The sequence below is a fragment of the Gilliamella sp. wkB7 genome (genome assembly GCF_001693435.1).
GTDB lineage: Bacteria > Pseudomonadota > Gammaproteobacteria > Enterobacterales > Orbaceae > Gilliamella > Gilliamella apicola_N.
Genome location: NZ_CM004509.1, coordinates 2134284 through 2161118, shown reverse-complemented (window position 1 = coordinate 2161118; position 26835 = coordinate 2134284). Strand labels below are relative to the sequence as shown.

Annotated in this window: 20 protein-coding genes and 1 tRNA gene; 6 read left to right on the top strand and 15 right to left on the bottom strand. The window is 33.7% G+C overall.

Translation table 11 applies throughout. The features are described 5' to 3' along the window. The first annotated feature begins 88 nt into the window (after nucleotides 1-88). Complete coding sequence (locus tag A9G17_RS09535; protein WP_065738499.1) at nucleotides 89-3607, top strand: AAA domain-containing protein; 3519 nt, start codon at nucleotides 89-91, stop codon at nucleotides 3605-3607. A gap of 1259 nt (nucleotides 3608-4866) precedes the next feature. On the opposite strand, the gene A9G17_RS09530 is transcribed toward A9G17_RS09535, so the two are convergent. The 3 genes from A9G17_RS09530 to A9G17_RS09520 form a co-directional block, all read right to left on the bottom strand. Then, nucleotides 4867-5601, bottom strand: coding sequence for a carbonic anhydrase (locus A9G17_RS09530; RefSeq protein ID WP_065738498.1), 735 nt, complete (start codon nucleotides 5599-5601; stop codon nucleotides 4867-4869). Nucleotides 5602-6001: 400 nt separating this feature from the next. Further along, the gene (locus A9G17_RS09525) at nucleotides 6002-6730 is read right to left on the bottom strand and encodes an outer membrane protein (protein ID WP_065738497.1); all 729 of its coding nucleotides are present in this window, start codon (nucleotides 6728-6730) and stop codon (nucleotides 6002-6004) included. Nucleotides 6731-7003: 273 nt separating this feature from the next. Then, a tRNA-Asn gene (locus A9G17_RS09520) sits at nucleotides 7004-7079 on the bottom strand. A 145-nt stretch (nucleotides 7080-7224) separates the two neighbouring features. Between A9G17_RS09520 and A9G17_RS09515 the strand changes: the two genes are divergently transcribed. After that, nucleotides 7225-7800: an LOG family protein gene (locus tag A9G17_RS09515; RefSeq protein ID WP_065738496.1), complete on the top strand. Its 576-nt coding sequence runs from the start codon at nucleotides 7225-7227 to the stop codon at nucleotides 7798-7800. 55 nt (nucleotides 7801-7855) lie between these two features. On the opposite strand, the gene fruA is transcribed toward A9G17_RS09515, so the two are convergent. The 11 genes from fruA to glnA form a co-directional block, all read right to left on the bottom strand. After that, the gene (gene fruA, locus A9G17_RS09510; RefSeq protein WP_065738495.1) at nucleotides 7856-9553 is read right to left on the bottom strand and encodes a PTS fructose transporter subunit IIBC; all 1698 of its coding nucleotides are present in this window, start codon (nucleotides 9551-9553) and stop codon (nucleotides 7856-7858) included. A gap of 8 nt (nucleotides 9554-9561) precedes the next feature. Then, on the bottom strand, nucleotides 9562-10497 hold the full coding sequence (fruK, locus tag A9G17_RS09505; RefSeq protein ID WP_065738494.1) for a 1-phosphofructokinase: 936 nt from the start codon (nucleotides 10495-10497) through the stop codon (nucleotides 9562-9564). Further along, nucleotides 10497-11696 (bottom strand): fused PTS fructose transporter subunit IIA/HPr protein, encoded by a 1200-nt coding sequence (gene fruB, locus A9G17_RS09500; protein ID WP_065738493.1) that lies wholly within the window; start codon nucleotides 11694-11696, stop codon nucleotides 10497-10499. Before fruB ends, fruK begins: the two co-directional genes overlap by 1 nt. A 207-nt stretch (nucleotides 11697-11903) precedes the next feature. Further along, nucleotides 11904-12935 (bottom strand): catabolite repressor/activator, encoded by a 1032-nt coding sequence (gene cra, locus A9G17_RS09495; protein WP_065738492.1) that lies wholly within the window; start codon nucleotides 12933-12935, stop codon nucleotides 11904-11906. Between the two features lie 122 nt (nucleotides 12936-13057). Then, entirely contained in the window at nucleotides 13058-13813 is a 756-nt protein-coding gene (locus A9G17_RS09490) for an iron ABC transporter ATP-binding protein (RefSeq protein ID WP_065738491.1), read from the bottom strand. Further along, nucleotides 13810-14781 (bottom strand): iron chelate uptake ABC transporter family permease subunit, encoded by a 972-nt coding sequence (locus tag A9G17_RS09485; RefSeq protein ID WP_065738490.1) that lies wholly within the window; start codon nucleotides 14779-14781, stop codon nucleotides 13810-13812. The genes A9G17_RS09490 and A9G17_RS09485 overlap by 4 nt, the downstream gene beginning before the upstream one ends. After that, entirely contained in the window at nucleotides 14771-15730 is a 960-nt protein-coding gene (locus A9G17_RS09480; protein WP_065738489.1) for an ABC transporter permease, read from the bottom strand. Before A9G17_RS09480 ends, A9G17_RS09485 begins: the two co-directional genes overlap by 11 nt. A gap of 7 nt (nucleotides 15731-15737) precedes the next feature. Next, nucleotides 15738-16694 (bottom strand): siderophore ABC transporter substrate-binding protein, encoded by a 957-nt coding sequence (locus A9G17_RS09475; protein ID WP_141677581.1) that lies wholly within the window; start codon nucleotides 16692-16694, stop codon nucleotides 15738-15740. A gap of 212 nt (nucleotides 16695-16906) precedes the next feature. Continuing rightward, the gene (gene glnG, locus A9G17_RS09470; protein ID WP_065738488.1) at nucleotides 16907-18346 is read right to left on the bottom strand and encodes a nitrogen regulation protein NR(I); all 1440 of its coding nucleotides are present in this window, start codon (nucleotides 18344-18346) and stop codon (nucleotides 16907-16909) included. Between the two features lie 11 nt (nucleotides 18347-18357). Further along, nucleotides 18358-19407: a nitrogen regulation protein NR(II) gene (gene glnL / locus A9G17_RS09465; RefSeq protein WP_065738487.1), complete on the bottom strand. Its 1050-nt coding sequence runs from the start codon at nucleotides 19405-19407 to the stop codon at nucleotides 18358-18360. Nucleotides 19408-19473: 66 nt separating this feature from the next. Beyond that, nucleotides 19474-20883, bottom strand: a complete 1410-nt coding sequence (glnA, locus tag A9G17_RS09460) for a glutamate--ammonia ligase (protein ID WP_065738486.1) — start codon at nucleotides 20881-20883, stop codon at nucleotides 19474-19476. A gap of 573 nt (nucleotides 20884-21456) precedes the next feature. Between glnA and A9G17_RS09455 the strand changes: the two genes are divergently transcribed. The 3 genes from A9G17_RS09455 to gpsA are packed head-to-tail and all read left to right on the top strand — an operon-like array spanning nucleotide 21457 to nucleotide 23447. Further along, nucleotides 21457-21897, top strand: coding sequence for a rhodanese-like domain-containing protein (locus A9G17_RS09455; RefSeq protein ID WP_065738485.1), 441 nt, complete (start codon nucleotides 21457-21459; stop codon nucleotides 21895-21897). 25 nt (nucleotides 21898-21922) lie between these two features. Continuing rightward, nucleotides 21923-22396, top strand: a complete 474-nt coding sequence (secB, locus tag A9G17_RS09450) for a protein-export chaperone SecB (RefSeq protein WP_065738484.1) — start codon at nucleotides 21923-21925, stop codon at nucleotides 22394-22396. Nucleotides 22397-22433: 37 nt separating this feature from the next. Further along, nucleotides 22434-23447: an NAD(P)H-dependent glycerol-3-phosphate dehydrogenase gene (gene gpsA, locus A9G17_RS09445; RefSeq protein WP_065738483.1), complete on the top strand. Its 1014-nt coding sequence runs from the start codon at nucleotides 22434-22436 to the stop codon at nucleotides 23445-23447. Between the two features lie 61 nt (nucleotides 23448-23508). On the opposite strand, the gene A9G17_RS09440 is transcribed toward gpsA, so the two are convergent. Further along, entirely contained in the window at nucleotides 23509-24483 is a 975-nt protein-coding gene (locus A9G17_RS09440) for an ornithine cyclodeaminase family protein (protein WP_065738482.1), read from the bottom strand. 197 nt (nucleotides 24484-24680) lie between these two features. Between A9G17_RS09440 and aas the strand changes: the two genes are divergently transcribed. Continuing rightward, nucleotides 24681-26822, top strand: coding sequence for a bifunctional acyl-ACP--phospholipid O-acyltransferase/long-chain-fatty-acid--ACP ligase (aas, locus tag A9G17_RS09435; protein ID WP_065738481.1), 2142 nt, complete (start codon nucleotides 24681-24683; stop codon nucleotides 26820-26822). Nucleotides 26823-26835 lie beyond the last annotated feature (13 nt).

Here is a 26835-nt window from a genome sequence, read left to right as displayed (position 1 = left end):
ATTTTGAGATTATTCATAGATTTGATTATACTTAATATCGGTTATCTAAAGTGCTTAAAGATTTATTAGGTTATTTGTAGGAATAGAAATGGACGATGATTATTTAAAATTTGCCTCTTATTGGCGGAATTCATTAGCAGATGCTGAATCAGGAAAAGGTGCACTTGAAGATCAAAATATTAAAAATTTTAGTATATGGAATGATGTTTCATCGGGTCGCCTTGATAATACCACTACGGAGTATTTTTTTAAAGATGAACAACGTGATACCAATACCGTAGATGTTGTTTTACGTCCTACCGTTTTTAATCGCTTAATAAAACATGGTAAAGATCGTATTGCAGGTAGTCCATACTGTGTTACGCCATTAGTAATAATTGCAAAAATAAATCGTGAGGGATTTTTATTTCCAATTTCAGCTACAATCCCTAGAGATCTGCTTGAACCTCTCGCCTATGGCTCCTTTTCTATTGGAGAAATATCAGAATATGATAAATACAAAACTAAAAACGCTAATATCTCATCATCTATGTATTATGACGAGTCCCACCTAGAAAAAAATGAAACTAAAGAAGAAAAACAAAAAAGATATGAAGAATATCAACGACAGTGGAAATTGTATTTAGAAGATTCAGTGAATCTATTAAATAGCATTGCTGACTCATGGATCAACACGCAAAAAGATTACGAACTTGCAGAATATGCATATATCATAAAAAAAACAAAGTTTATTGGTGCAAGTAAACATATCCTTGCTCTTTACGATCATCTATTGGTCAATAAAACAGAAGTTCCATTATTCAAGCGTTTTGCTAACTTAACCGAAAGTGATATAGAACCGTTAATTGCAACTAAAGATACATTTAATGAAAGATTAGGTCATTCAGGAGATCAATTCCCTTTAGCGTTAGCTCAGCGAGATGCATTAAGTCATTTTCTCAGAACAAATAATGGCGATATTTTAGCGGTAAATGGTCCACCTGGAACCGGAAAAACGACTTTAATTTTATCTATTATTGCAACGCTATGGGCTAAAGCTGCGCTAGCTGAAGAAATAAATCCACCTATTGTGCTTGCTACCTCTACTAATAACCAAGCCGTTACCAACATCATTGAAGCATTTGGAAAAGATTTTTCCAAAGGGACAGATCCAAAAATGTCAGGTCGCTGGTTACCTGATATAAATAGTTTTGGTGCTTATTTCCCTTCAAATACTAAGAAAGATGAAGATCTAAATAAATATCATACCCAAAAATTTTTTAGTGACGTAGAATCGAAAGAGTATATTAAAAAAGCTCTATCTTCTTATTTAGATAAAGCAAAAATAGCTTTCCCCAATGACGATTGTTCATCTCCTAAAAAAATCACGTCGTTACTACATAAAAAGCTTGTTGAACAGTCACACAGATTAATTGACATAAAACAAACTTGGGATAACTTACTTAAAATTCGTGAAAAAAGTAAGTTAGTATCTGATGATGATATCGATATTCATCTTAATGATCTTAACCTAAAACTGTCTAATGCAACATCGGAAATAGATAAATTAAGCTTTGCCTTAAATGAATGGGAAAAGTATTTAGCCAATGAATCTCTGTTTATTTCATTATTTTCATGGCTTCCTGCAGTTCGCAAAAAACGTTATTACCAAATTAAACTTCTCCTTGCGGAAAAATTAAAGGGTTTTGATATTGAAAAAGAATCAATCAATATTGATAATATTAGCCATTTAATCAATGAATTACTAAATAAAGAGAAATTAAAACAGAAAGATTATAAACAACAAATTAATAACGTAAATCAAATTATCCAACAAGAACAAGAGATTTTAACAAAATGGCTAAACATTGCTTCTGAACTTGGTTATAAAAATGATAAAGAACCCAATTTATCACAAATTGATGATCTAGCGGATACACAAATTAGATTTGACATTTTTCTATTAACCACTCACTACTGGGAAGGACGTTGGTTGATGACTATAGATGAAATTGCTAATCTTGATGAAGAGAAAAAGAAAACAGGAATTAAAGCAGTAGAACCGCGTTGGCATCGTAGAATGATGTTAACACCATGTGTCGTTATGACCTGTTATATGCTTCCTTCACATATGTGTATATCAAAACATAATGGATCAAAATTCGAGGATAACTATGCTTATAACTTTGCTGATTTACTTATCATCGATGAGGCAGGACAAGTACTGCCTGAAGTTGCTGCCGCTTCTTTTGCGTTAGCCAAAAAAGCACTCGTTATTGGAGATACTGCGCAAATTCCTCCAATATGGAACATCACTTCGTCGATTGACATTGGCAATATGTTAGAAGAAAAAATTTTGACAGGAGATACACAAGAAAAAATCACCGCAGAATATGATCTAATTGCTGAAATGGGAAAATGTTCAGCTTCAGGCAGCGTAATGAAAATTGCACAATTTTCTTCACGTTATCATTATGACACTGATTTAGCCAGAGGTATGTATCTTTACGAACACCGTCGTTGTTATGATAAAATTATAGGGTTTTGTAATGAGCTTAGTTATCAAGGGAAATTACAGCCTAAAAGAGGCTATAGTGATAATAATTTATTTCCATTCATGGGCTATCTCCATATTGATGGAAGAGTCGAGAAAAAAAATACCGGAAGCCGATTCAATCTTTTAGAAGCGGAAACAATTTCGGCCTGGTTAGTTGAAAATCGACAACGTATTGAAGATCATTATGGCAAACCTATCGAGCAAATAGTAGCGATAGTATCACCATTTAGCGCTCAAGTTTCAATCGTCAAAAATATACTGAATAATAAGGGTATTAACACTGGATATAATGACGAATCTATCACTGTCGGTACGGTGCACTCACTTCAAGGAGCCGAAAGAGCAATTATCATATTTTCGCCCGTATATTCAAAACATGAAGATGGTAGTTTTATTGATAATGATCTTAGTATGTTAAATGTTGCTGTTTCACGGGCTAAGGATAGTTTTCTTGTTTTTGGTGATATGGACCTATTTGAAATTCAACCATCGTCATCACCAAGAGGATTACTTGCCAAATACTTATTTGCATATGAAGAAAATGCATTATATTTCGAATATAAACAAAGAAAAGATTTAAATCAACTTAATACCCAAATATATACTCTGAATGGTGTAAAAGAACATGATAAATTTTTAAATGAAACAATAGCGAGTACTGTAAAACATATCACTATTATTTCCCCATGGATTAATATGGAAAAACTTAAACAAACCGGATTCATTGATTCTATGACCAAAGCAATAGCCAAAGGTATCCAAGTAAACGTAATCACTGATGAAAATTTCAATATCCAACACATTAATCCTATGAAACGAGAAAAGAAAAAAGAAAACTTAGATATTGCTATAAAGCTATTAAACGAAAAAGGAATCACTACCAAGTTAGTTCGACGAGTTCATAGTAAAATCGTTATAAGCGATGATAATTTACTGTGTATTGGTTCATTTAATTGGTTTAGTGCATCTCGTGAACCCCAATATGAAAATTACGATACTTCTATGGTTTATTGTGGTGAAAGTCTGAAAGAAGAAGTTAAAGTTATCTTTAACAATCTTAATAAGCGATAATATTACTAACTTTTACAGTATCGTCAAATTAGCTTTTTATGACCTATGTTAATTTGGCGATCATCTTTAATTACTTAAATTTACTATTTTAGCAGTCTCAATAATTCCATATTGATAAGATTATCAACTAGCATACTCTGCTTATTTAATTGTAGTCTTATTCAGTTCGAACAAAATATTGTTCAATATTATTCAGTTTATAACATTAATCATATGTTTTTTTAAAAACATAATTGTTGATGTGATGTTTTTTAATTTTTAAGCATTTAACCTATTAAGTTGAGCTTTTTAATTATTACAAATTATAATTTATTATTTTATAACATAATGAATTAAATTGTTCTTTGTTGTAGTATCATCATTAAAATGAACATAAAATTAAAACTATCTTTGTTCAATATTTGATAAATGTAATGAATATCAGTCTATATGTTATAAGGTGATTAAAATGGGAAATAGGAGAAGGGTAAACATATCTTTAGTAAAAAATAATTATTTCGATGCTCGAGTCTAGACGTAACTGAGCCTTATACTAGTGCTTTTGTAGTTATTTTTCGACGAGATACTAATGAGACATATAAAACACTTGGTATAAATTTATTAGAACAAAATCAATGTGTTATTGAAGATAAAAAATTTATGATGCAACTGAATAAACCTATTGATTGGAAAAGACCTCATCGCTATTGTATAGCAATATTTGCTAAACGAGTAATAATAGAAAACTCTTTCTTGGTTAATATAAACAGGAAAAAGTGATACGCGACAAATTCCTCATGGCATAGCTGTTTCGCGATGTGTACTAATTAAAAAAGCAAATAAACTTTCATTTGAAGAAAAAGTTCAATTATTTACATTAAAAGATTGGGAAAAAAAGCAATATTCTTATGAAGATATTTATCATGGCCTTTACGCCAGAAAATATTTATATAAAAGGCTTTATCATAAAGAAAAATTTAAAAAGTATTATCTGGAATTTGATCAACAATTACAAGCTCTCCTTGATCGTGATTTAGGAAATAAGGAAATGTCTGATATATTTTACTCAGAGCTAATATTTTCAGATTAATAATGAGGTTAATACTCTAAATAAATGTATGTAACAATCAATTAACATAGTTATGATTAAATTATAAACTACTTTTGTTGTAAAAATATTTGTATTTCACTTTTAAATTTAATAAATTAATCAATTTTAAAATTTATTATAACTGGCTTTATAAATATTTATTTTAAAGCCAGTCAAATAAATAAATTAATCAATCAACAATAACTCTACCATTCAATGACTGAACTGGGCGGTTATTGTTATGATGCATAATTGAATGGAATTTTTGAATTTGTTCATCTGAAGCAGTTACTGCTTGTTCTAATACAATCCATCTTACACCTTCACTACACGGTGGTGTTGTTAATGATCCACTAAAGCGGTAATAATCTAATTTTTTAGGAAATAATGTTTTGATATCAACAGTTTTTTCTAAAATTGTTTTATTATCTATTTCTGCTGGCATTTGTTGCCAAGCCTTTGCAATTTCAGGATTTGCTTCACCATTATTAAACATTAAGGCAACGACAGTAAGTTCTCCATCTTTATTTTTGTAAACAAAGTGTGCTTCCATAGGATAACTTTTACCTTTAATAGTATTTTCGCTTGGTGTATGAAAATGAAATTGTTGTAATGTGAAAATTTGATCATCCAATATTAACTGGTTATCTCCAGAAACATTAACCTGTACAGTGTGTCCATTATTAATAATTTCTTGTTTGCTTGGTTTGAAAGAAAACTTTAAGTTTTCATGTTCTGTTTTTAATGCATGATCAATATTGATTGGTGACTGATTTTTACCGTTTTCACATGTCGAATATTCAGGCGATAATTTACCCCAATTTTCTGGTTTTTCTTGTCCTTCATATCCCCAATGTGAAGTATGATCTGCTGCACAAGATAGACTCGTTAACATGAGTGCTGCAATTATTATGTTTCGTTTCATTTTAAATTTACATTAAAATATTAAATAAAAGGGAATTAAATTATACGCCACAAAAAATTACCTTACTACAAACAGTTAACATATTTTTTTCTTTTTTTTACTACTTTTTTGTTATTGCATAATAGTAATTTCAAACCAATAAATTATCAATTTAGTTACTCTGTTTACTTCTATACTTTATGATATTGATAACCAATCAATAATTTGGCGGTTTCATAATGATAGAAATAAGTTTATAAACCAAAACTCAAGGAGAAAAATTCTTCTGGAAACATTAAAAAAATAATGTTATGTAACTAAAGATATGGATAATGATTTTGTAATATAATTTACATTGAGTTTAGAAAAACACACAGAAAAATAAAAAGGGCAAAAGCCCTTTTATAGTTAAAATATAATATTAGAAAGTGTAACGAATACCTGCTAATAAATCAATCGAACTTAATTTTACATTACCTTTTACGTTCATTCCTTGAATATTTGTTTTTATAGAAGTTTTACCTGCATTAACATAACGTGCAGTAAAATCTATATCAATATTTTCATCAATATTATAAGTTGCACCAGCTGCTACGTTCCAAGCGAATCTTGTTTTTGTATCTGACATACCAATTGAACCAGAAGCGTCCAAAGAACCGTTTTTATAATGTGCTGAATATTTCTGATCTAACTTAGTAAAAGCAACACCTAATCCTGCTCCAACAAAAGGAGTAATTGAACGATTAGTTTCAATATCATAATATGCATTTACCATTAAAGTATGCATACGAACTTTGTGACTGTCACTAGTTTTAAGATGATCGTCAGGCCAGACAACATCACTATAGCTGTGACTATATTTCTTATTTGAATTACCACGCATCGTATAAGATAACTCAGTACGTAGAGGAAGGTCAAAATCATACTTGAAGTTATAACCAATATTTAATGCCCCTGCGATTTTACCTTTGTTAAAAGATCCTATTTTAAAAGTGTCAGATCCATAATCATCATAGAATGTATCTTTAATACTGTTTGCTTTTAAAATACTCGCACCTAATTGACCACCTAAATAAAATCCTGTTGTATCAGTTTGAGCAAAAACTGGGAAACAGGCGATAGTTGCCAAAGCAACAAGTGTTTTTTTCATATTTGATTTCCTTTCCTTTTAAATTACTTTTATGTCATTCAATTAACTTAGCAAGTGTAAACCAGCGAATAGCAGAAATCAATAAAAACCATCTATATTTTTTAATTAACTTATTGATATTAAGTAGATAATTATATAATAACTATTTTAAAATGAATTTTGATTCGAAATCAAAAAATGAAATATTTACTAAAGTCAGAGATAACAATTGATGTATTTATACAAATATATTCGAAAGCAAAAATAATAAAAAGGAAGGGATTAGGTGAAAGTTGGCTCCTCCAACAGGACTTGAACCTGTGACATACGGATTAACAGTCCGCCGTTCTACCGACTGAACTATGGAGGAACACTTGGGGTAAGATAGTAACGATCTATAATGATTATGTCAATGTGAAAAACATTAATTAAACTTAATTGCTCAGCTTGTAATCAAATTCGATAATAACATGCTAGAATAGATAAAATTATATAGTTAAGGTAAATAAATAGTTATGAAAAAAAATATTTGTGTTTTTTGTGGTGCCAGTGAAGGTAATCGTCCAGAATATCGCCTAGCTGCAGAACAATTAGGCGTGTTAATTGCAAACCAGAATAGACGATTAATTTATGGTGGTGGAAATAAAGGTTTAATGGGTATTATCGCTAATTCTGTTTTAGATCATGGTGGTGAAGTTATTGGAATTATTCCTGAGCGGCTAGTCAAAGCCGAAACAGCACACCATAACATTACACGGTTAGAAATTGTTGAAAATATGCATCAACGTAAAGCGCGACTTTCTGAATTAGCTGATGGCTTTATCGCTATGCCAGGAGGAACAGGTACTTTAGAAGAAGTCTTTGAAGTTTGGACTGGCATGCAAATTGGTTATCATGAAAAACCAGTTGCATTGTATAATGCAGCCAAATTTTGGCAACCTATGCTTGATTTTTTACAACATGCTGTCGATGAAGGATTTGTTAGAGACAGTTTTTATAAAACTTTAATTGTGTCTGATGAGCCACAATCGATTCTACAAAAAATGGATGATTTTATCCCTAAAGATTTGCAACGTTGGGTAAAAAAATAATTCAAAAATAAAAAATGCCATCAATTGATGGCATTTTGCATTTAAATAAGTGATTTTAATTAGAAGCCATTTCTGCAGTTGATTCTGGCTGTTTTAGAACTGCATAACCAACACCAGCCACAAGAGAACCAATTAAAATAGATAATAAATAACCACCAACAGGTTTAACAACGCCTGGGATAGCTAAAGCGAATAATCCACCATGTGGCGTCATAAGTTGTGAACCAAATGCTAACGCTAAACCACCGCTAATTGCACCACCAATAATACAGCAAGGAATAACACGTAATGGATCACGCGCAGCAAAAGGAATAGCCCCTTCAGAGATAAAGCATAAACCTAATACTAATGAAGCCTTACCGCTTTCTTGTTCAGCTTTAGCAAATTTTTTACGAGCAATTAATGTAGCAATACCCATAGCCAAAGGAGGAACCATTCCGCCAGCCATAACCGCTGCCATTGGTGCGTATACTTGGGCCGAAATTAAGCCTGTACCAAATGCATAAGCAACTTTATTGATTGGTCCACCCATATCAGTGCACATCATACCACCTAAAACTGCACCTAACAGAACTGCATTGGCAGTTCCCATTGATTTCAACCACACAGTTAAAGCGCCCATTAGCCATGCGATCGGCGTACCAACAATAAACTGCATAACTAAGCCTGTAGCTAATGTAGCAAGTAATGGCACAATAAGAATTGGTTTTAATGCTTCAAGTGTTTTCGGTAATGGTAAATACTTAGTAATTAACATTGCTAAATAACCAGCAAAATAACCAATGACAATACCTCCTAAGAATCCAGCACCAGTAGAAACAGCAAGTAAACCACCTACAAGCCCTGGAGCTAAACCTGGTCTATCAGCAATAGAATAAGCAATATAACCAGCAAGTAAAGGTACCATGAGTGAGAATGCAAGCCCACCAATTTGTGCTAAATGAGATTCACCTACCAGTTTTTGTACGCCATCAACCATTTCAAATGAACCAAAAGCAAATGATAACGCGATGATTAATCCACCTGCAACAACCATTGGTAACATGTAAGAGACACCAGTTAATAGATGTTGATAGACACCTTTCTTCTCGTTACTTGATTTAGCTGTTGAAGCAGAACTAGCTGGTTGATAGATTGTAGCCTCTTCAAAAGCTCTATCTAATTCTTGTGCAGTCTTTTTAAGAGCTGGACCGGTTTTAGTTCGGTACATCTTTTTACCAGCAAACTTACTTAAATTGACATCTATATCACATGCTACAATCACTACATCAGCAGAAGCCACCTCTTCTGGCGTTAATTCATTACCAACACCAACCGAACCACGCGTTTCAACTTTACACCACCATCCACGTTTTTTCGCTTCTTCTTCAATCGCTTCGGCTGCCATAAATGTATGAGCAACACCCGTTGGACAAGCGGTAACCGCAACAATACGTTTTACACCATTGCCTGATACAGAGCTTGTATTACTTTGTGTCGATTGTTCGAAAATAGAAGCTTTACTTTGTGCATCAATGAGTACTTGTTTAGGATCGGCAAAAATATCATTAAGATCACTAACAACATAAACCTTTTTACCGATAACTGTTTTATCACTGACATCACCTGAGCCGATAGCAACAGTTACGTCTGCAGATGCTACACTATCGACTATATTTAAATTTAATGAAGTAGCAGCTAAAACCAATTCGGCTTTAGCCAAACGTCCATTAACAGGGCCTGCATTGCTACCCTCAATTATGTAAATATTCATGAATACTCCTATCCAGCAATGATTTCAATTTTATCCAACATATTGGTTACAGCCTGACGATCAGCAATACCAACTCCGGCTTGTCCAACAGATAACGCAGCAACACTTGACGCGAAAACTAAAGTGTCTTTAATTGATTGATTGGTCATAAGTCCATACATTAATCCACCAACCATTGAATCACCTGCACCAACAGTACTTACTACCTGACATTTTGGTGGTTTTGCTAACCATGCTTCATGTTTAGTTACCCACAAAGCGCCTTTGCTACCGAGTGAAATGACAACGTTTTCTATACCTTCATCAATAAGTTCCATAGCCGCCGCTTTTATTTCAGCTAACGTTGATAATTTGCGTCCTACAAACATTTCAAGCTCTTTATCATTAGGTTTTATTAACCATGGCTTAGCTTTCAATCCTGCAACTAATGCATCGCGACTACTATCAAAGACAACTTTTGGACAAATTGTTTTAACTTGTTCCATCCAGTTGGTGAATTTGTCGAGTGACACTCCTGCTGGTAAACTACCACTAATGGCGATCATATCAAAATCTTTTAACCATTCGAGAGAATCTGTAACAAAACTTTGCCAATCTTGTTCAGTAATAGTAAAACCAGAAAAATTTAGATCCGTTACTTCGCTATTTTCTTCGGTTAATTTAACATTAATGCGGGTACGACCTTCTACAGTTTGAAATTTATCTTCAACATTAAGTGAATTAAATAATAAATTAAAACCATCACGGTTTTCTTTACCTAAAAATCCGCCTAGTGTTAATTTAACATCTAAATCTGATAATACTTTGGCGACATTAATTCCCTTGCCAGCAGGTAGTAAAGCATTAGTTTGAACTAAGTTAACATCACCAAGCTCTACTTTGGGGCAAAATCCTAAAAGGTCATAAGCAGGATTTAAAGTAATAGTTGCAACGCGATAATTCATTATTCAGTTCCCTCACCTAAGCCACTTTCAATCGCTTTTCCAATTGCATCTAGTGCTTGAGCTGCATCATCACCGACTGCTGTAAACTGTAATCGACTGCCTTTTTTAGCACCAAGGGCAACAATTTTCATTAAACTTGTTGCACTAACTGGTTCTGCTTTACCATCAAGATTTGCAACAGTGACTTTACTTTTAAATTCTTTCACTAATTTAACTAATACCGATGATGGGCGAGTATGTAGACCATTTGCATTCGGAACAATAAATTCACGAGTTAATACTTGATTATTTGTATCTGAAGTTTGATTTGTAGCGGACAATTCAGTCTCAGGCTGATTTGAATCTGTAGATGGATGGTTAGAAACCAATAAATCAATAATTTTATCGATATTGGCTGACAATAAAAGATCTAATTTTTTATTAAATGCTAAAGAGGCCAAATTATTTACAACGTCGGCAATAGCGTCATTTATCATCGACATGGTGATAAGCAATTTAACTGGTTTACCATCTTCATTTAAATCACTTATTGTACGACTGATCGCTATCGCATTTTTTAAATTACCTTCTTTACTATCATTAAACCAAACTCCACTACCCAAATAGTTTGGTTTATTCTCCAGCACACAAGTAATAAAATTAGTATTTACAGCATTTTGTTGTTTTAAACGTGAAGCATTTAATGCTTGTAATGTTCCTAAACTATCAGCTGGAATATCCAACAACAATGAAGATTCATTTACAAGAAATTGGCTATCTTCTATGCTTGGTTTACCAGTTAAAATAGCAATTGCTTCATCTGCTGATTTAATGTTTTTAATGCGTTCTTCAACACCATCAGCGCTAAGTACATGCGTTAATTGACGAAGTAACTCCAAATGCTCATCAGAGCTAGCTGCAATACCGATGGCTAGATAAGCCTTTTCACCATCATCGCCCCATTCAACTCCATTAGGAAAGCAAAAAACTTGCACACCTGTCTTTTTAACTAAATGGCGAGTTTTAGTTGTACCATGAGGGATAGCAAGACCAATACCCAGATAAGTTGCTGCTTGCTCTTCGCGTTCAAGCATTCCATCTACATATCCTTCCTCAACAAATCCTGCACTGGTTAAAGCAGCAGCTACTTTTTTTATCGCCTCAGTTTTGTTAGGGGCTTGTTCATTTAAATGGATATCTTCTTTTACTAAATGAAACATATAATAAATACCTCTGGGTTGCTATATTAAATCATCTAACATAATTCATATTATTTGCTTAAATAACGTTATTGAATCGTTTCAGCAATAATGACGAGAATTATATTAATTATCAAATAAATTATCTCTATTAATAGAAAATATGTGATCTGGATCTTCTTTTTGTATAAAATTTAACTAAATATTTTGTAAAAAAAATAATCTGTTTTACAAAGTTCGATTACGACTTAAACTACCACGGTAAATTAGTCGCCTAGGAATAACGGTGATTCCTGGCTGATAGCTTTCATTTTGCAAACAATTTAATAACATTTTTATTGTCATTTTAGCAACTTCTTTATGATCTTGACAAAGAGATATAACTTTACAAGGTAAGAAATCCAATAATTCATTATCACCAAACGTAGCAATAGTTAATGTTTCAGGTAAATGACCGAACTTTCTTAAAATTGCGTCAATAGCTCCTTGAAGCAAAGAAAAAGATGTAGTAAAAATACCGTCTGGCAATTCATGATTTTCTAACCATTGACTAAAAGCGATATCAGCGTCATGACGACTATAATTAGTTGCATATAAAAAATCAACTTTATTACTATTATCATGGTGATAATTATCAAGTCTAATATCGTTAAATCCATCTAGACGAAGTTGACTGACTGATAAATTAGGTGAGGCACCAAGATAAACCATAGCCCCCTGAACAACATCATTAAATGCTTGAGCCAAGGTTTTAGAATCTTGTTTATCCGCCCCCACTATATTCCTAAATTTAGAAATGGGTAAAATTCTATCAAGAGCGAATAATGGAATTTTGGAGTTTTGCCAATCATCATAAAAAACATAATCGTCGACAGAAACAAATGATGAGGAAATCACTAACGCATCAACTCGCCGTTGTTGAAGATGCTTAACGCACTCTTTTTCGATTTGGGGATCATCTTCTGAACATGAAAGTAGCACTTGATAACCTTCTTTTCTTATCAATTGCTCTAAGTAATTGGCAATCCGAGTATAACTAATATTTTCTAAATCAGGAATAATAATGCCAATAGTATGGGTTTTACCCGCTCTTAATCCTGCAGCAACCGCATTGGGCTGATAATCATGCTCTTTAACAACTGACATTACTTTTTCAATTGTTTGATCACTAACGCGATATTTTTTTGCTTTTCCATTTATAACATAACTAGCCGTTGTTTTTGAAACGCCAGCTATCAGTGCGATTTCCTCTAATTTCATTATTATTATCTCGGCAAAAGTATTGTCATTTATTTAACATTAATCAGAGAAAATAGTAAACAAAAGTTTCTATATTTGATTGAATATTTTTAATATTTTTATTATTAATAGTTAAATATCTATCAATAATAGATTGCAATATTTTGATCATAAACTTTTTCTATCTGAACAGGAGTATCGAAAATATCTTCTAAAATAGCGGAGTCCATTATCTGCTCTGGATTTCCTTGATAAATTAATTCTCCATTTTTCATTGCTAGAATATAGTTGGAATAGACCGAAGCAAAATTAATATCGTGAATGACAATAACAATCGTTTTACCCAATTCATCAGCAGCACGACGTAACTGTTTCATCATTGCAACAGCATGCTTCATATCAAGGTTATTTAATGGTTCATCAAGTAATACGTATTCTGTGTCTTGACAAAGTACCATTGCGACATAAGCACGTTGACGTTGCCCACCAGAAAGCTCATCTAAAAATCGATCTTTATATTCAGTCAAATTCAAAAATTCAAGAGCCCGATTAATATGTACTAAATCATCTTTATTTAATCGCCCTTTGCTATAAGGATAACGGCCAAATCCAACTAACTCAAAAACAGTAAGTCTGCTGGTAAAACGATTTTCTTGCCTTAATACTGAAAGATAAGTTGCAAGTTTATCGCTTGGCGTATTAACAACATCCATATTTTGAATCTTTACTAGCCCCTCATCAGCAAGCAATAAACGACTAATAATTGATAATAGTGTCGATTTACCTGCACCATTTGGACCAATAATCGCTGTAATACCACCTTGTGATATTGTTGCACTCACATTTTTTAATACCTGTATAGTTTGATATTTTTTACTAATATTATCAATTTCTATCACATTGAAACCTTTTTCAATAATAAGAAGATAAACAATGAACCACCAATAAATTCAATTACAATAGATAATGCACCTACCATGTTTAAGACATGTTCTAAAAACATCTGTCCACCAACAAGAAAAATTACACCTAATAAAAAAGCTGTTGGTAATAAAAAACGATGCTGGCTTGAACCACTAATGCTATAAGCTAAATTGGCAATAAGCAGACCAAGAAAAGTAAAAGGACCCACTAGTGCCGTTGATATTGCAACTAATACCGAAACAAGTAATAAAATAATGGTGACACTTTTTTGATAATCGACGCCCAAATTAATGGCATTATCACGCCCTAACGCTAATACATCGAACCTAAACCGCATCCGCCATAAAAAAAGCCCTATAATTGTGGCAATAATTAATGAAAAGATAATTAACATAGGTTCAGCTCGAGTAAATGTTGCAAAAATTCGGCTTTGCAATACAGCAAATTCAGTTGGTGTCATTAACCTCTGTAACAAATTAGAAAAACTACGAAATAGCGTGCCTAAAATGATCCCAATTAATAAAACTAAATGAAGATTCTGTTTGAGCTTGGTAAATAATCCTCGATACAAAAATAGAGAAAATAAAATTAATAACAATGATTCAAAAATAAATTTACCAATAATTCCAATATAAGGAATACCTTGAGCATCAATAAAAAAGACGACCACCGTTTGAATCAATACAAACAAAGATTCAAATCCCATTATAGAGGGTGTCAAAATTCGATTATTAGTAACAGTTTGGAAAAGCAGAGTCGAAGTTGCTGCAGAAAAAGCCACTAAAATCATGGTTAAGACAATCCAAGTCCGATGACCTAAAATATAACTAATATTACCTTTTAAATTAAATGTCATAAAAAAAACAACACAAAAAACGGCAATACCTAGTAATAATAATATTGTTTTTCGACTTGAAATAAGGCGTTTTTGATTAACTAGCATGACGTTTTTTACTCAACAACACTAAAAAAATAATAGCCCCTACCACACCAAGAATAACACTAACGGGAATTTCAAACGGATAGCGAATAACTCGCCCGATAATATCGCAAAATAAAACCAATCCACTTCCGAATAAACATATCCAAGGTATGGTTTTACGAACGTTATCACCAAATATCAAACTGACAATGTTAGGTACAATTAATCCTAAAAATGGCAATACTCCAACAACGACAACGACGATGCCACCAATAAGAGCTATAACAATAAGTCCAGTTAGCATGACTTGGTTATAATTAAGTCCGACATTGACAGAAAAATCACGTCCTAATCCCACAACGGTAAAACGATCTGCGCTCCAACATGCAAGTAAGGTAATGCCCCCAACTAGCCACAATAGCTCGTAGCGACCTTGTAAAATACCTGAAAAATCACCTGATTCCCAGCCTCCAAGTGATTGCAGTAAATCAAAATACATAGCAAAAAAAGTACAAATTGCACTAATCACTGCACCAAGCATTATCCCAACAAGAGGTACCATAAGTGCAGATTTAAAAATAATTTTGCGAGAAATAAACATGAATAATACAGTGCCAGCCATAGCAAATAAACTTGCTACCACCATTTTCATCATAACACTTGCGCCTGGAGCAAGTACCATCATCACTAATAATCCTAAACTAGCTGATTGAGTAGTACCTACTAGAGAAGGTTCGACAAATCGATTTTGAGTAAGTAGTTGCATAATTAAACCTGCAACACTCATCGCGCTACCCGCTAAGAGTAAAGCCACCGTTCTAGGAACACGGCTAACAAAAAAGATTTGTCGCATATTACTGTCAGACCAAAGATCGACTAACGTTACATGCCCTGCACCAATAAACAAACTTAATGCAGTCATTGCTAATAAAAAAACAATGCCTGCAATAAAATAAACTGTTTTAGTCATGGTTTATTTAGTTTGCTGATGTTTTTTGTAAAACATCACTTATTTGGTCCATTAAACGACTATAAGTTTGGATACCACCAGAAATATACATTGATGTAGAATCTAAATAAACAATATGGTTTTGTTGCCATGCATCTGTTTTCTGAATTAATTCATTATTCAAAACTTGCTGTGCTGATTGAGCTTCTTTATTACCAATTGCATTGTCTCTATCTAGGACAAATAACCATTGAGGATTAACGCTTAATACAAATTCAGAAGTTACTGCATTACCATGACGTCCCGCTTCTTGGAATATTGTTGCAGGTTTAAAACCTAGTACATCGAAAATAAATCCAAAACGCGATTTTGGTCCATAAGCAGACATTTTGCCACCATTAATCATAATAACTAAAGCGGTTCCTGCTGTACTTGCTTTTGGGTTTAACTGTTCAATTTTTTGATTAAAATCAGCAAGTAATTTTTTTGCTTGCTCTTGTTTACCAAAAATGGTACCTAACTGTTCAGTACGCTGCGTTAAACTAGCTAAGAAATTATTAGGATCTAGATCAAGCGAGATTGTTGGTGCAATATCACTTAATTTTTTATAGACATCATTTGCACGTCCACCAGCAATAATTACATCAGGTTGAAGTGTACTTAGCACTTCATAATTTGGCTCAAATAGAGTGCCAACATTAGTATAGGTTTTATCTGCATATTTTGATAAGAAGTCTGGGAAATGTACATCTGATTGAGGAACGGCCGTAACAGGAATATTTAATGCATCGATAATATCTAATGTTGCGGTATTAAATACTACTACTTTTTTTGGATTTTCAGGTACCTCGGTTTTACCTTGGGCATGTTCAACAACAATTGATGTTTTATTAGCGGCAGGTGCATCTTTTTTATCATCACAACCAACCAATGCAAATAAAGCGGCTAGTAATACTAAAAATTTAACTTTGATAGATGAATACATTGTAACTCCTAATTATTAGCTTAGTTCAAAAGCGCATAAATGATAAATAAAATAATAATAATTATCATTTACACCGAATTGTAACTAAAAATAAATAAGTGTTCAATGAACTTTAAACAAACAGCAAAATAATACCAAAAAAATTGATAAAAACAGTAATTTTTAAAGTTGAAACAATGAGTTTTTATAAAAACCGCATATATTTTTAATAATTACTTATCATCAGATAATTCTTTAAGCTTTCTCGTCAACGTATTACGTCCCCAACCTAATAAATGTGCAGCATCTTGTTTATGTCCACGAGTAAAATTCAAAGCACAATTTAATAAAATACGCTCAACATCAGTAACCGCCTCTGTTAAAATGCCAACCTTGCCAGCAATTAAGGCTTCTTTAGCCCAATGTTCCAGCTGATATTGCCAATCAATATTTTTTTGTACTTGATTACTCTGTTGAATGCTAACTTCCTGACTTGTGACGTTTTTAGGTATAGTTAATTGCAATAACTCTGGAGGTAAATCTTGTACAAGTATTTCTTTACTTGAAGACATAACTGTAACCCAACGGCAAGTGTTCTCAAGCTGACGAACATTACCTGGCCAATTAAACTTACATAATACATCTAAGGCTTCAACACTGAATACTTTACTTTCTACCCCTAATTCTTTTGCTGTAGTATTTAAAAAATGTGCTGCCAGTTTTGGAATATCTTGAGCCCTATCGCGTAGTGGGGGTAATAAAATACGAATTACATTTAGACGATGAAACAGATCATCTCTAAATTTTCCTTCTCTGACTCTTGCTTCTAAATCTTGGTGAGTTGCAGCGATAATACGTACATCGACTTTGACGGGTGAATATCCCCCAATACGATAAAACTGCCCATCAGCTAACACTCTTAATAATCTGGTTTGCACATCAAGAGGCATATCACCAATTTCATCTAAAAATAACGTTCCACCATTAGCTTGTTCAAATCGTCCATGACGAATTTGTGCTGCCCCAGTAAAAGCCCCTTTTTCATGCCCAAATAGTTCTGATTCAATGAGGTCTTTAGGGATAGCGGCCATATTAAGTGCAATAAATGGCGATTGTGATCGAGGACTATGAGTATGCAGAGCTTTGGCGACCAGTTCTTTACCCGTTCCAGACTCTCCATTAATCAAAACACTTATTGATGATTTAGATAAACGACCAATAATACGAAACACTTCTTGCATAGAAGGCGCTTCACCAATAATACCAGTGGACGCTTTAGCGGTGGTATTACTACTGTTTTTTTTACTTTGAGTTTGTAGTATAGCTCGCTCTACGAGTTGAATAACTTCATCAACATCAAAAGGTTTAGGGATATAATCATAAGCTCCCCGTTGATATGCATTCACTGCTGCATCAAGATCTGAATGAGCTGTCATAATAATAACAGGTAAGTCAGGATATTGTTCTTTAACATGGTGAAGTAATGTAAAGCCATCTAGCCCGGGCATTTTTATATCTGAGATTAAAACTGCCGGTTTTTGTGGATTAGTAACTAAAGCATCTATCGCTTCTTGACCACTTGAAAAAGTAATACAATTAAAATGAGCATTGGTTAATGCTTTTTCTAATACCCAACGAATAGAACTATCATCATCAACTATCCAAACATTCATTTTAATTTACCTCACTGCTTAATTGGCAGATAGACAGAAAATTCTGTATGCCCAGGCCAACTATTAAATTCAATTTTACCGTGATGTTGATCGACAATATTATGTGCAATCGAAAGTCCAATTCCAGTACCGCCTTCATAACCACTTACCATTGGATAAAACAGTGTATCTTGTATATGAACAGGAACACCTGGTCCATTGTCTTCAATATCTATACGCGCGCATAGACGATAACGCTGACCATGTAAAGTAACTTGAAACGCTGTTCTTGTTCTAATTGTTATCGTTCCACTTTTAGTACCAATAGCTTGTAAAGCATTACGAGCAATATTTAAAATCACTTGCTCAATCTGCTCTGAATCATGAATGAATTCAGGCAAACTGGGGTCATAATCACGTAAAATTACAACATTGATTGGCTTTTCCAGACAAAGGAGTGCATATATTCGTTCAATTGCTTTATGAATATTCTGTTCTTTTTGCTGCAATCGCTGTTGAGGGCCAAGTAACCTATCGACAAGATTCCTTAATCTATCTGCTTGTTCAATAATTATTTGCGTATAATCTTGCAATTCATTTTTAGGTAGTTCGCGTGATAATAACTGAGCGGCGCCTCTAAGACCTCCAAGTGGATTTTTAATTTCATGAGCAAGCCCCCTAACTAATTCACGAGCTGCACTTTGTTGGGCTTGTTGTAATTGCTCTTGACTTAACCGCTTATGATTATTTAACGGCGCCATTTCGATCAATACATGACCGTTTGTTAGTAATTGTGCCGTTAACGATAAGATATGTAATTCATTGTTAACAACTAAATTAACTTCGTTATCCGTAAAACCCTGATTTTTTTCTAATGCACTCAGCATTAATTCAATATCTAAAGAAAAATAGCTCAATAAATCTGGGAAACAACTTTCTAATAATTTTTTGGAACTTTGCGCCAATAATTGTTGCGCAGCAGTATTAGCATAAAGAATATTGAGTTTTTTATCTAATAACAAAATACTTGTGATCATCGAATCGAGAACAAGATTAGCATCAGATTCATTATCAAATGTCATCGTTGGATTTCCGTCCCCTTTAGAAACCACCACTAAATAGTGATGGTTAAGGCATAAAGTTTTTACTTATAGGCTATAGTACAATTCAAATTCAACTGGATGTGGCGTCATACGAACACGATCAACATCTTGACGTTTTAAATCGATATAGGCATCAATGGTATCATTAGTAAATACGTTGCCACGAGTTAAGAATTCACGATCTGAATTTAATGCTTCTAATGCCTCTTCAAGTGAGCCTGCTACTTGTGGAATTAATTTAGATTCTTCTGGCGGTAAATCATACAAGTTCTTATCCATTGCATCACCTGGATGAATTTTATTGATAATACCATCTAAACCAGCCATTAGCTGCGCTGCAAATGCTAAGTATGGATTCGCTGCCGGATCTGGAAAACGAACTTCAATACGACGAGCTTTAGGGCTTGTAACAACAGGAATACGAATTGATGCAGAACGGTTACGTGCTGAATAAGCAAGCATAACAGGAGCTTCATAACCTGGTACTAAACGTTTATAAGAGTTAGTGGCTGGGTTAGTAAATGCATTAATCGCTTTAGCATGTTTAATAATTCCACCAATATAAAACAGTGCCATTTCAGATAGACCCGCATATTTATCACCCGCAAAAAGATTTACGCCGTCTTTAGCAAGTGATTGGTGACAGTGCATACCTGAACCATTATCACCAAATATTGGTTTTGGCATAAATGTTGCTGTTTTACCATAGGCGTGAGCAACATTTTGAACTACATATTTATAAATTTGAACTTCATCAGCTTTTTTAGTTAATGTGTTAAAACGGCAAGCAATTTCGTTCTGACCAGCTGTAGCTACTTCATGGTGATGAGCTTCAACAACTAAACCAAGTTGTTCCATAATTAAGCACATTTCAGAGCGAATATCTTGTGATGAATCAACTGGTGGAAGTGGAAAATAACCACCTTTTACACCGGGACGATGCCCTTTGTTACCTTCTTCATATTTAGTACCCGAATTCCAAGCTGCTTCAATATCATCGATATGAACAAAACTGCCTGACATCGGCGAACCAAAACGTACATCATCAAATAAAAAGAACTCTGGTTCTGGTCCAAAAATAACGGTGTCAGCAATACCAGATGATTTTAAGAAGTCTTCTGCACGTTTAGCTATTGAACGAGGATCACGATCATAGCCTTGCAATGTAGCTGGTTCTAAGACATCACAACGTATATTTAATGTCGTGTCTTCAAAAAATGGGTCAATAACAGCGCTTGATGCATCTGGCATTAATACCATATCTGATTCATTAATACCTTTCCAACCTGCAATTGATGAGCCATCAAACATCTTACCATCTTCAAAAAAATCAGTATCAATTTGACTAACAGGAATAGTAACATGTTGTTCTTTACCTTTAGTATCAGTAAAACGTAAATCAACAAATTTCACATCATTATCTTTAATTAGCGTTAAAACTCTTTGTATAGACATGTATCTTCTCCATTGAGGACAAATAATTGTTCAGTTTAAAAGGCATTCTTGCCGAGTTGTATATTATTATGCAAATATGATGCCATTTTTTGACCATACTATTTTAGTGGATTTATCTTCAATAATAGTAACATAAATATACGAATTGCACTAAATTAAAGCAACAAGCACCAAATCAATGCACCAAAATTACTCATCGAACTAAAAATGATCGTTTGTAATGCCCTAAAATAGATAAATTTTACTATATTAATCATTATTCAAGATTTATTTCTGATTTTTAAATTGACGTTTTTCTTAGTTTATTTAGTTTATATCCATCTAATCACCAAACATCATGAATTATAAAAATAATACGGAAATTAGATTTTGGACCAAATTACACAAATAAAATAGCCTCATAAAAAAACATAAAATTAAAATAACCTATTTAAACTATGTATCACTCTAATCGAAAAATTAAATTAACATGGTTGCATGTAAATTAAGTTTTCTCTTTTAAGCACTGTATTTCAATGCATAATACCGTTATAATCTTGTCTTATTATTAAAAAATTAGGTAATTATATAAGTATGGACTTTATTACACTCGAAATTCTACCTTTTGTAAAAAATCATCTTTTGCTTTCATTAGGTTGGATTGCGCTATTTATCACAATTATCGTATTAACAATTAAAGGTAAATTATCAAAGGTTAAAATTATTGATAATGCTCAGGCGATCCATATGATTAACAAAGAAAATGCAGTTATTATTGATATTAGATCTGCAGATAGTTTTAAAAAGGGGCATATCACTGACGCTCATAATATTTTGCCTATCGATATTAAAAATTCCAGTTCAAAATTAATTGAAAAATTTAAAGAAAACACCATAATTCTGATCGACGAAAATGGTTTATCGTCTGCTAGCATTGGTGAAACACTTATCAAACAAGGCTTTTTAAATGTGTCTGTGTTAAAAGATGGCATTGCTGGCTGGAATGGCGAAAATTTACCACTTGTAAAAAAATAATATTATTCAAAAATAAGGTTTTATCATGACAGAACAAAATAATACCCAACAACCTGAAACACAATTCGCAATTCAGCGTATTTACACTAAAGATGTTTCATTTGAAACTAACAATGTACCTGAAATCTTTACTAAACAGTGGCAACCAGACATGAATTTAGAATTAAATTCATCTTCGCAAATATTAAATAAAGGCGTCTATGAAGTTGCACTACGGGTTACTGTAACGGTAAAACAGCAAGAAGAAATTGTATATATTTGTGAAGTGACTCAAGCAGGTATTTTTTCACTTATCGGATTTGATGAAGGCCAAGTTCAACATTGTGTCGGCTCTTATTGTCCAAATATTTTGTTCCCTTACGCACGTGAAGTGATTTCAAGTTTAGTAAATAAAGGTTCATTCCCACAAGTGAATCTAGAACCAGTAAATTTTGAAGCGTTGTATATGAATTATATTCAGCAACAAGCTGAAGCTGAATCAACTGAAACATTGCAATAGTTATATTATTTGAATTAATAAAAAGTTTTGGATTATTATGAAAAAAAATGCTGCTGTGACAGTTATTGGAGCGGGTTCTTATGGAACGTCTTTAGCTATCTTATTAGCACGAAATGGTCACCCTACGTTATTGTGGGGACATAACCCAGATAAAATGACTGTTTTGCAGCATGACAGGCAAAATAAGCAGTTTTTGCCAGATATACCTTTTCCTGATCTGTTACAAATTGAAAGCAATTTACAAACAGCCGTATTAGCTGCACCTATTTTACTAATTGTCGTACCAAGTCATGCTTTTGCCAGCATCCTAAAACAAATTAAACCTTTCTTACGTAAAGATAGCAAAATTGTTTGGGCAACAAAAGGGCTTGAAGTTGATACAGGCAGATTGTTACAAGATGTAGCTAAAGAAATTCTAGGTGATAAAATTCCATTAGCGGTTATTTCTGGACCAACGTTTGCCAAAGAGGTAGCTTCTGGTTCACCAACAGCAGTAACTGTCGCATCAACCAATGAGCAATTTTTAACCGAATTACAAAATCTATTTCACTGTAGTAAAAGTTTTCGTGTTTACAGCAGTAAAGACTTTATTGGAGTACAACTTGGCGGGGCAATAAAAAATGTTATTGCTATTGGTGCAGGTCTGTCAGACGGTTTAGGCTTTGGTGCTAATGCCAGAACAGCGTTAATCACCCGAGGTCTTGCCGAAATGATGCGTTTAGGTGCAGTATTAGGCGCTGATCCTGCAACTTTTATGGGAATGGCAGGACTTGGTGATCTAGTTTTAACTTGTACAGACAATCAATCTCGTAACCGTCGCTTTGGAATATTACTTGGTCAAAATAAATCTATTCAAGAGGCTCAAGATATTATTGCCCAAGTTGTCGAAGGTTGTAAAAATACCAAAGAAGTTTGGTCACTTGCACAAAAATACCATGTTGATATGCCTATCACTGAACAGATTTATAAAATTTTATATGAAAATAAAGATCCTAAACAAGCAGCGATGGCATTGCTTGGACGTTCTCAAAAAGAAGAGTTAAAAAGTTAGTTTTTTACTTAAACGTATAGTTAACCTGAAACTTTTTTACAAATTTCAGGTTGTTACTTTATTAGATATTTATGCCAATACCTTTTTCTTTTGCTTTAAGGTAAATATCATAACCAACATAAACATCAAGTACTGCTGTTCCAACTGTTTTAAATAAAGTAATTTGCTGCTCATTTTGGCGGCAAAGCTGTGGATTTAAAACTAAATCACCTAATTCTAAAAAATCATCTTTTGATACGAGTTTTTGTTCAATAGGATCAATGATATCACCAGCTTCGGCAAATACACCGTCTTTCGTATCAAGCACTCGAATATCGGCTTTTTCTACAATATTACTTGGGATCTCGTGCATCTTTGGCATATATGCCCCTACTCCATTGATATGAGTTCCAGGCTTAACTAGATCACCATTAAAAGTCACTTCTTTTGATGTGGTGACAGAGGTAATGATATCCGCTTGATGAATATCTTCATCAAAATTTTCAGAAAAATACAGATTAGCAGAAAAATGTTCAAACCGTTTCTTCATTAACTCGGTAAATTGCTTACCTTTATTAGCATCCAGCCCAAAGATTGCCACATCGGTTAATGGACGAACGGTTAACATGGCCTCTAATTGTGAAGCAGCTTGCCCACCTGTACCTATCAACACGGCTCGCTTAGAATCTTTACGAGCTAAAAGATCGGTTGCAGCACCTTGCACTGCGCCTGTTCTAAGTTGGGTTACAAAAGTACCATCCAACATAGCGCAAACTTCACCTGTTTGTGGGTCTATCATCATGACTTGAGCCGGTACAGATGGTTTACCCAATTTAGGATTATCTGGAAATACCGAAACTATTTTAATTCCTACAATATCGTTATCTTTTATATGAGCAGGCATAAACAAGCATTGTCCTTTTTGCATATCGAAATTGATACGTAATGGCACATCACTATTTCCTTGAGTATAAATTTTTAAGGCTTGTTTATCTGCAGCTATTGCCTCTGGCATGGTGTAGAATTTTTCAATATCTTTAGCTGTCAAAATTAGCATTTTGATTCCTTATTAATCTTTTCTATTTATTTACCTTTTTAGTATCTATAATCTATTTTTAAAATCAAGCGACATTATCTTAACATATAACAATTTGTTTTATTTTATTTATTTTTTAGCTTTTACATTTCTTGTATATTTTAATTATTTTCACTATTATTACACGGTGTAATTTTACACGATACTTGAGAAATCAGATGTTATTTAAAATATTAAAATTTTTTTTAAAGATGTTATTCCATGTAAAAGTTCATGGGAATCTTAACAATTTAAAACAAGACAGATTGCTTATCACACCGAATCACGTTTCTTTTCTTGATGGTATTCTAATCGGCGTTTTTTTACCAGTAAGACCTGTTTTTGCTATCTACGCAGGTTATATCAACCATTGGTTAGTACGCCTAGCCAAACATTATGTAGATTTTGTGCCAATGGATCCAATTAGTCCTATGGCCATTAAACGTTTAGTTCGCGAAATTGAAAAAGGTCGTCCAATTGTTATTTTTCCAGAAGGAAGAATTACAGTAACAGGTTCCTTAATGAAAGTTTATGATGGCGCTGCTTTTGTCGCAGCTCGATCACAAGCAACCATTGTACCTGTCTGGATTGAAGGCGCTGAGTTTACCATAACCAGTCGCTTGAAAGGATTATTTAAACGTCACTTATTCCCTAAAATAACGATTCATGTGCTTGAACCAACATCCATTCCTATGCCAGATGCACCTAAAGCTAGTGAAAGACGCTATATTGCCGGTGAAAAACTTCATCAAATAATGATGAATGCTCGCATGGGAAGTCGTCCTAAATTAACTCTTTTTGAAGCACTGCTTGAAGCTCAAGTACGCTACGGCGTAAAATCACGGATGGTACAAGATCCCACAACTAATGAAGCAACTTATCGCAATTTAATTAAACAAATTATTGGTATTAGCTGCATTCTTTCTAAATTTACTCAGAAAAAAGAACGTGTTGGAGTTCTATTACCTAATGCAACGATTACCGTTGCTACCATTTTTGGTTTATCGGTTAAAAACCGCATTCCAGCAATGCTCAACTATACCGCAGGAACAAAAGGTTTAACCTGCGCAATTACAGCTGCTGAAATCAAAACCATTATAACTTCACGTAAATTTATCCAAAAAGGAAAACTCGACTATTTACTTGAAGAAATCAAAGATGTTAAATGGTGTTTCTTAGAAGATTTACGCAGTAGTTTAACATTTACCGACAAACTTTACATTGCCGTTCACCAGTTTATACCACGTTTAGTTAAACAAGCTCAAACCAGTGATGACGAAGCGTTGGTATTATTTACATCCGGATCTGAAGGTAATCCTAAAGGTGTTGTGCATAGCCATGCTAGCTTACTTGCTAATGTCGAGCAAATTCGAACCGTTATTGACCCAACACCCGCTGACCGCTTTATGTCTGCATTACCGCTATTCCACGCTTTTGGTATCACCGCTGGGCTATTTTTACCAATATTTTCCGGTAGCCGTACTTTCTTATATCCAAATCCTTTACATTATCGTATGGTGCCTGAAATAATTTATGACCAAAACTGTACCGTTTTATTTGGTACACCTACTTTCTTAGCCAATTATGCTCGTTATGCACACCCTTATGATTTCATGCGCCTACGTTATGTGGTCGCTGGTGCGGAAAAACTATCTGACGCAGTACGTGAGCAATGGAAAGATAAATATGGTATTCGTATTCTAGAGGGTTATGGTGTTACAGAATGCGGACCGGTTGTGTCACTGAATGTTCCAATGGCATTTAAAGCTGGCACGGTAGGCCGATTATTACCGGGTATGACCTCAAAATTAATTCCAATTCCAGGTATTTCTGATGGTGGAGAATTACTCGTTAAGGGGCCTAATGTAATGAAAGGTTACTTACGAGTAGAAAACCCAGGTAAATTGGAAGAACCAATCGCAACCAATGAACAAGGTCAACCCGAAAAAGGTTGGTATGATACCGGCGACATTGTTTCTATTGATAAGCAAGGTTTTTTAACAATCAAAGGACGGTTAAAACGATTCGCTAAAATTGCTGGTGAAATGGTTTCATTAGAAAGTGTTGAAGCTCTTGCTAAAAAAGTCGATTCTGAAGCTATGCACGGTGCAACAGTAAAAAGTGATGCAGCAAAAGGGGAAGCAATTGTATTATTTACTACATCGCCTGAGTTAAATCGCGAACAACTTAATCAAGCAGCCCAAGAACTGGGCATTCCAGCATTAGCTATACCGCGTGATATTCGTGTTGTTAAAGAGTTACCACTTCTTGGTACAGGTAAAATTGATTTTATTACCTTGAGAAAAATGGCTGACCAATAACTTAAGGATATCA

Bases quoted from the DNA above. Each gene is read 5' to 3' on its own strand.
- A9G17_RS09475 (WP_141677581.1), bottom strand. From the start codon at position 16,694: ATGTATTCATCTATCAAAGTTAAATTTTTAGTATTACTAGCCGCTTTA.
- gpsA (WP_065738483.1), top strand. From the start codon at position 22,434: ATGAAAAAAAATGCTGCTGTGACAGTTATTGGAGCGGGTTCTTATGGA.
- fruB (WP_065738493.1), bottom strand. From the start codon at position 11,696: ATGTTTCATTTAGTAAAAGAAGATATCCATTTAAATGAACAAGCCCCT.
- fruA (WP_065738495.1), bottom strand. From the start codon at position 9,553: ATGAATATTTACATAATTGAGGGTAGCAATGCAGGCCCTGTTAATGGA.
- A9G17_RS09455 (WP_065738485.1), top strand. From the start codon at position 21,457: ATGGACTTTATTACACTCGAAATTCTACCTTTTGTAAAAAATCATCTT.
- fruK (WP_065738494.1), bottom strand. From the start codon at position 10,497: ATGAATTATCGCGTTGCAACTATTACTTTAAATCCTGCTTATGACCTT.
- glnG (WP_065738488.1), bottom strand. From the start codon at position 18,346: ATGAATGTTTGGATAGTTGATGATGATAGTTCTATTCGTTGGGTATTA.
- glnL (WP_065738487.1), bottom strand. From the start codon at position 19,407: ATGACATTTGATAATGAATCTGATGCTAATCTTGTTCTCGATTCGATG.
- A9G17_RS09530 (WP_065738498.1), bottom strand. From the start codon at position 5,601: ATGAAACGAAACATAATAATTGCAGCACTCATGTTAACGAGTCTATCT.
- A9G17_RS09480 (WP_065738489.1), bottom strand. From the start codon at position 15,730: ATGACTAAAACAGTTTATTTTATTGCAGGCATTGTTTTTTTATTAGCA.
- A9G17_RS09485 (WP_065738490.1), bottom strand. From the start codon at position 14,781: ATGCTAGTTAATCAAAAACGCCTTATTTCAAGTCGAAAAACAATATTA.
- aas (WP_065738481.1), top strand. From the start codon at position 24,681: ATGTTATTTAAAATATTAAAATTTTTTTTAAAGATGTTATTCCATGTA.
- secB (WP_065738484.1), top strand. From the start codon at position 21,923: ATGACAGAACAAAATAATACCCAACAACCTGAAACACAATTCGCAATT.
- A9G17_RS09440 (WP_065738482.1), bottom strand. From the start codon at position 24,483: ATGCTAATTTTGACAGCTAAAGATATTGAAAAATTCTACACCATGCCA.
- cra (WP_065738492.1), bottom strand. From the start codon at position 12,935: ATGAAATTAGAGGAAATCGCACTGATAGCTGGCGTTTCAAAAACAACG.
- A9G17_RS09535 (WP_065738499.1), top strand. From the start codon at position 89: ATGGACGATGATTATTTAAAATTTGCCTCTTATTGGCGGAATTCATTA.
- A9G17_RS09515 (WP_065738496.1), top strand. From the start codon at position 7,225: ATGAAAAAAAATATTTGTGTTTTTTGTGGTGCCAGTGAAGGTAATCGT.
- glnA (WP_065738486.1), bottom strand. From the start codon at position 20,883: ATGTCTATACAAAGAGTTTTAACGCTAATTAAAGATAATGATGTGAAA.
- A9G17_RS09525 (WP_065738497.1), bottom strand. From the start codon at position 6,730: ATGAAAAAAACACTTGTTGCTTTGGCAACTATCGCCTGTTTCCCAGTT.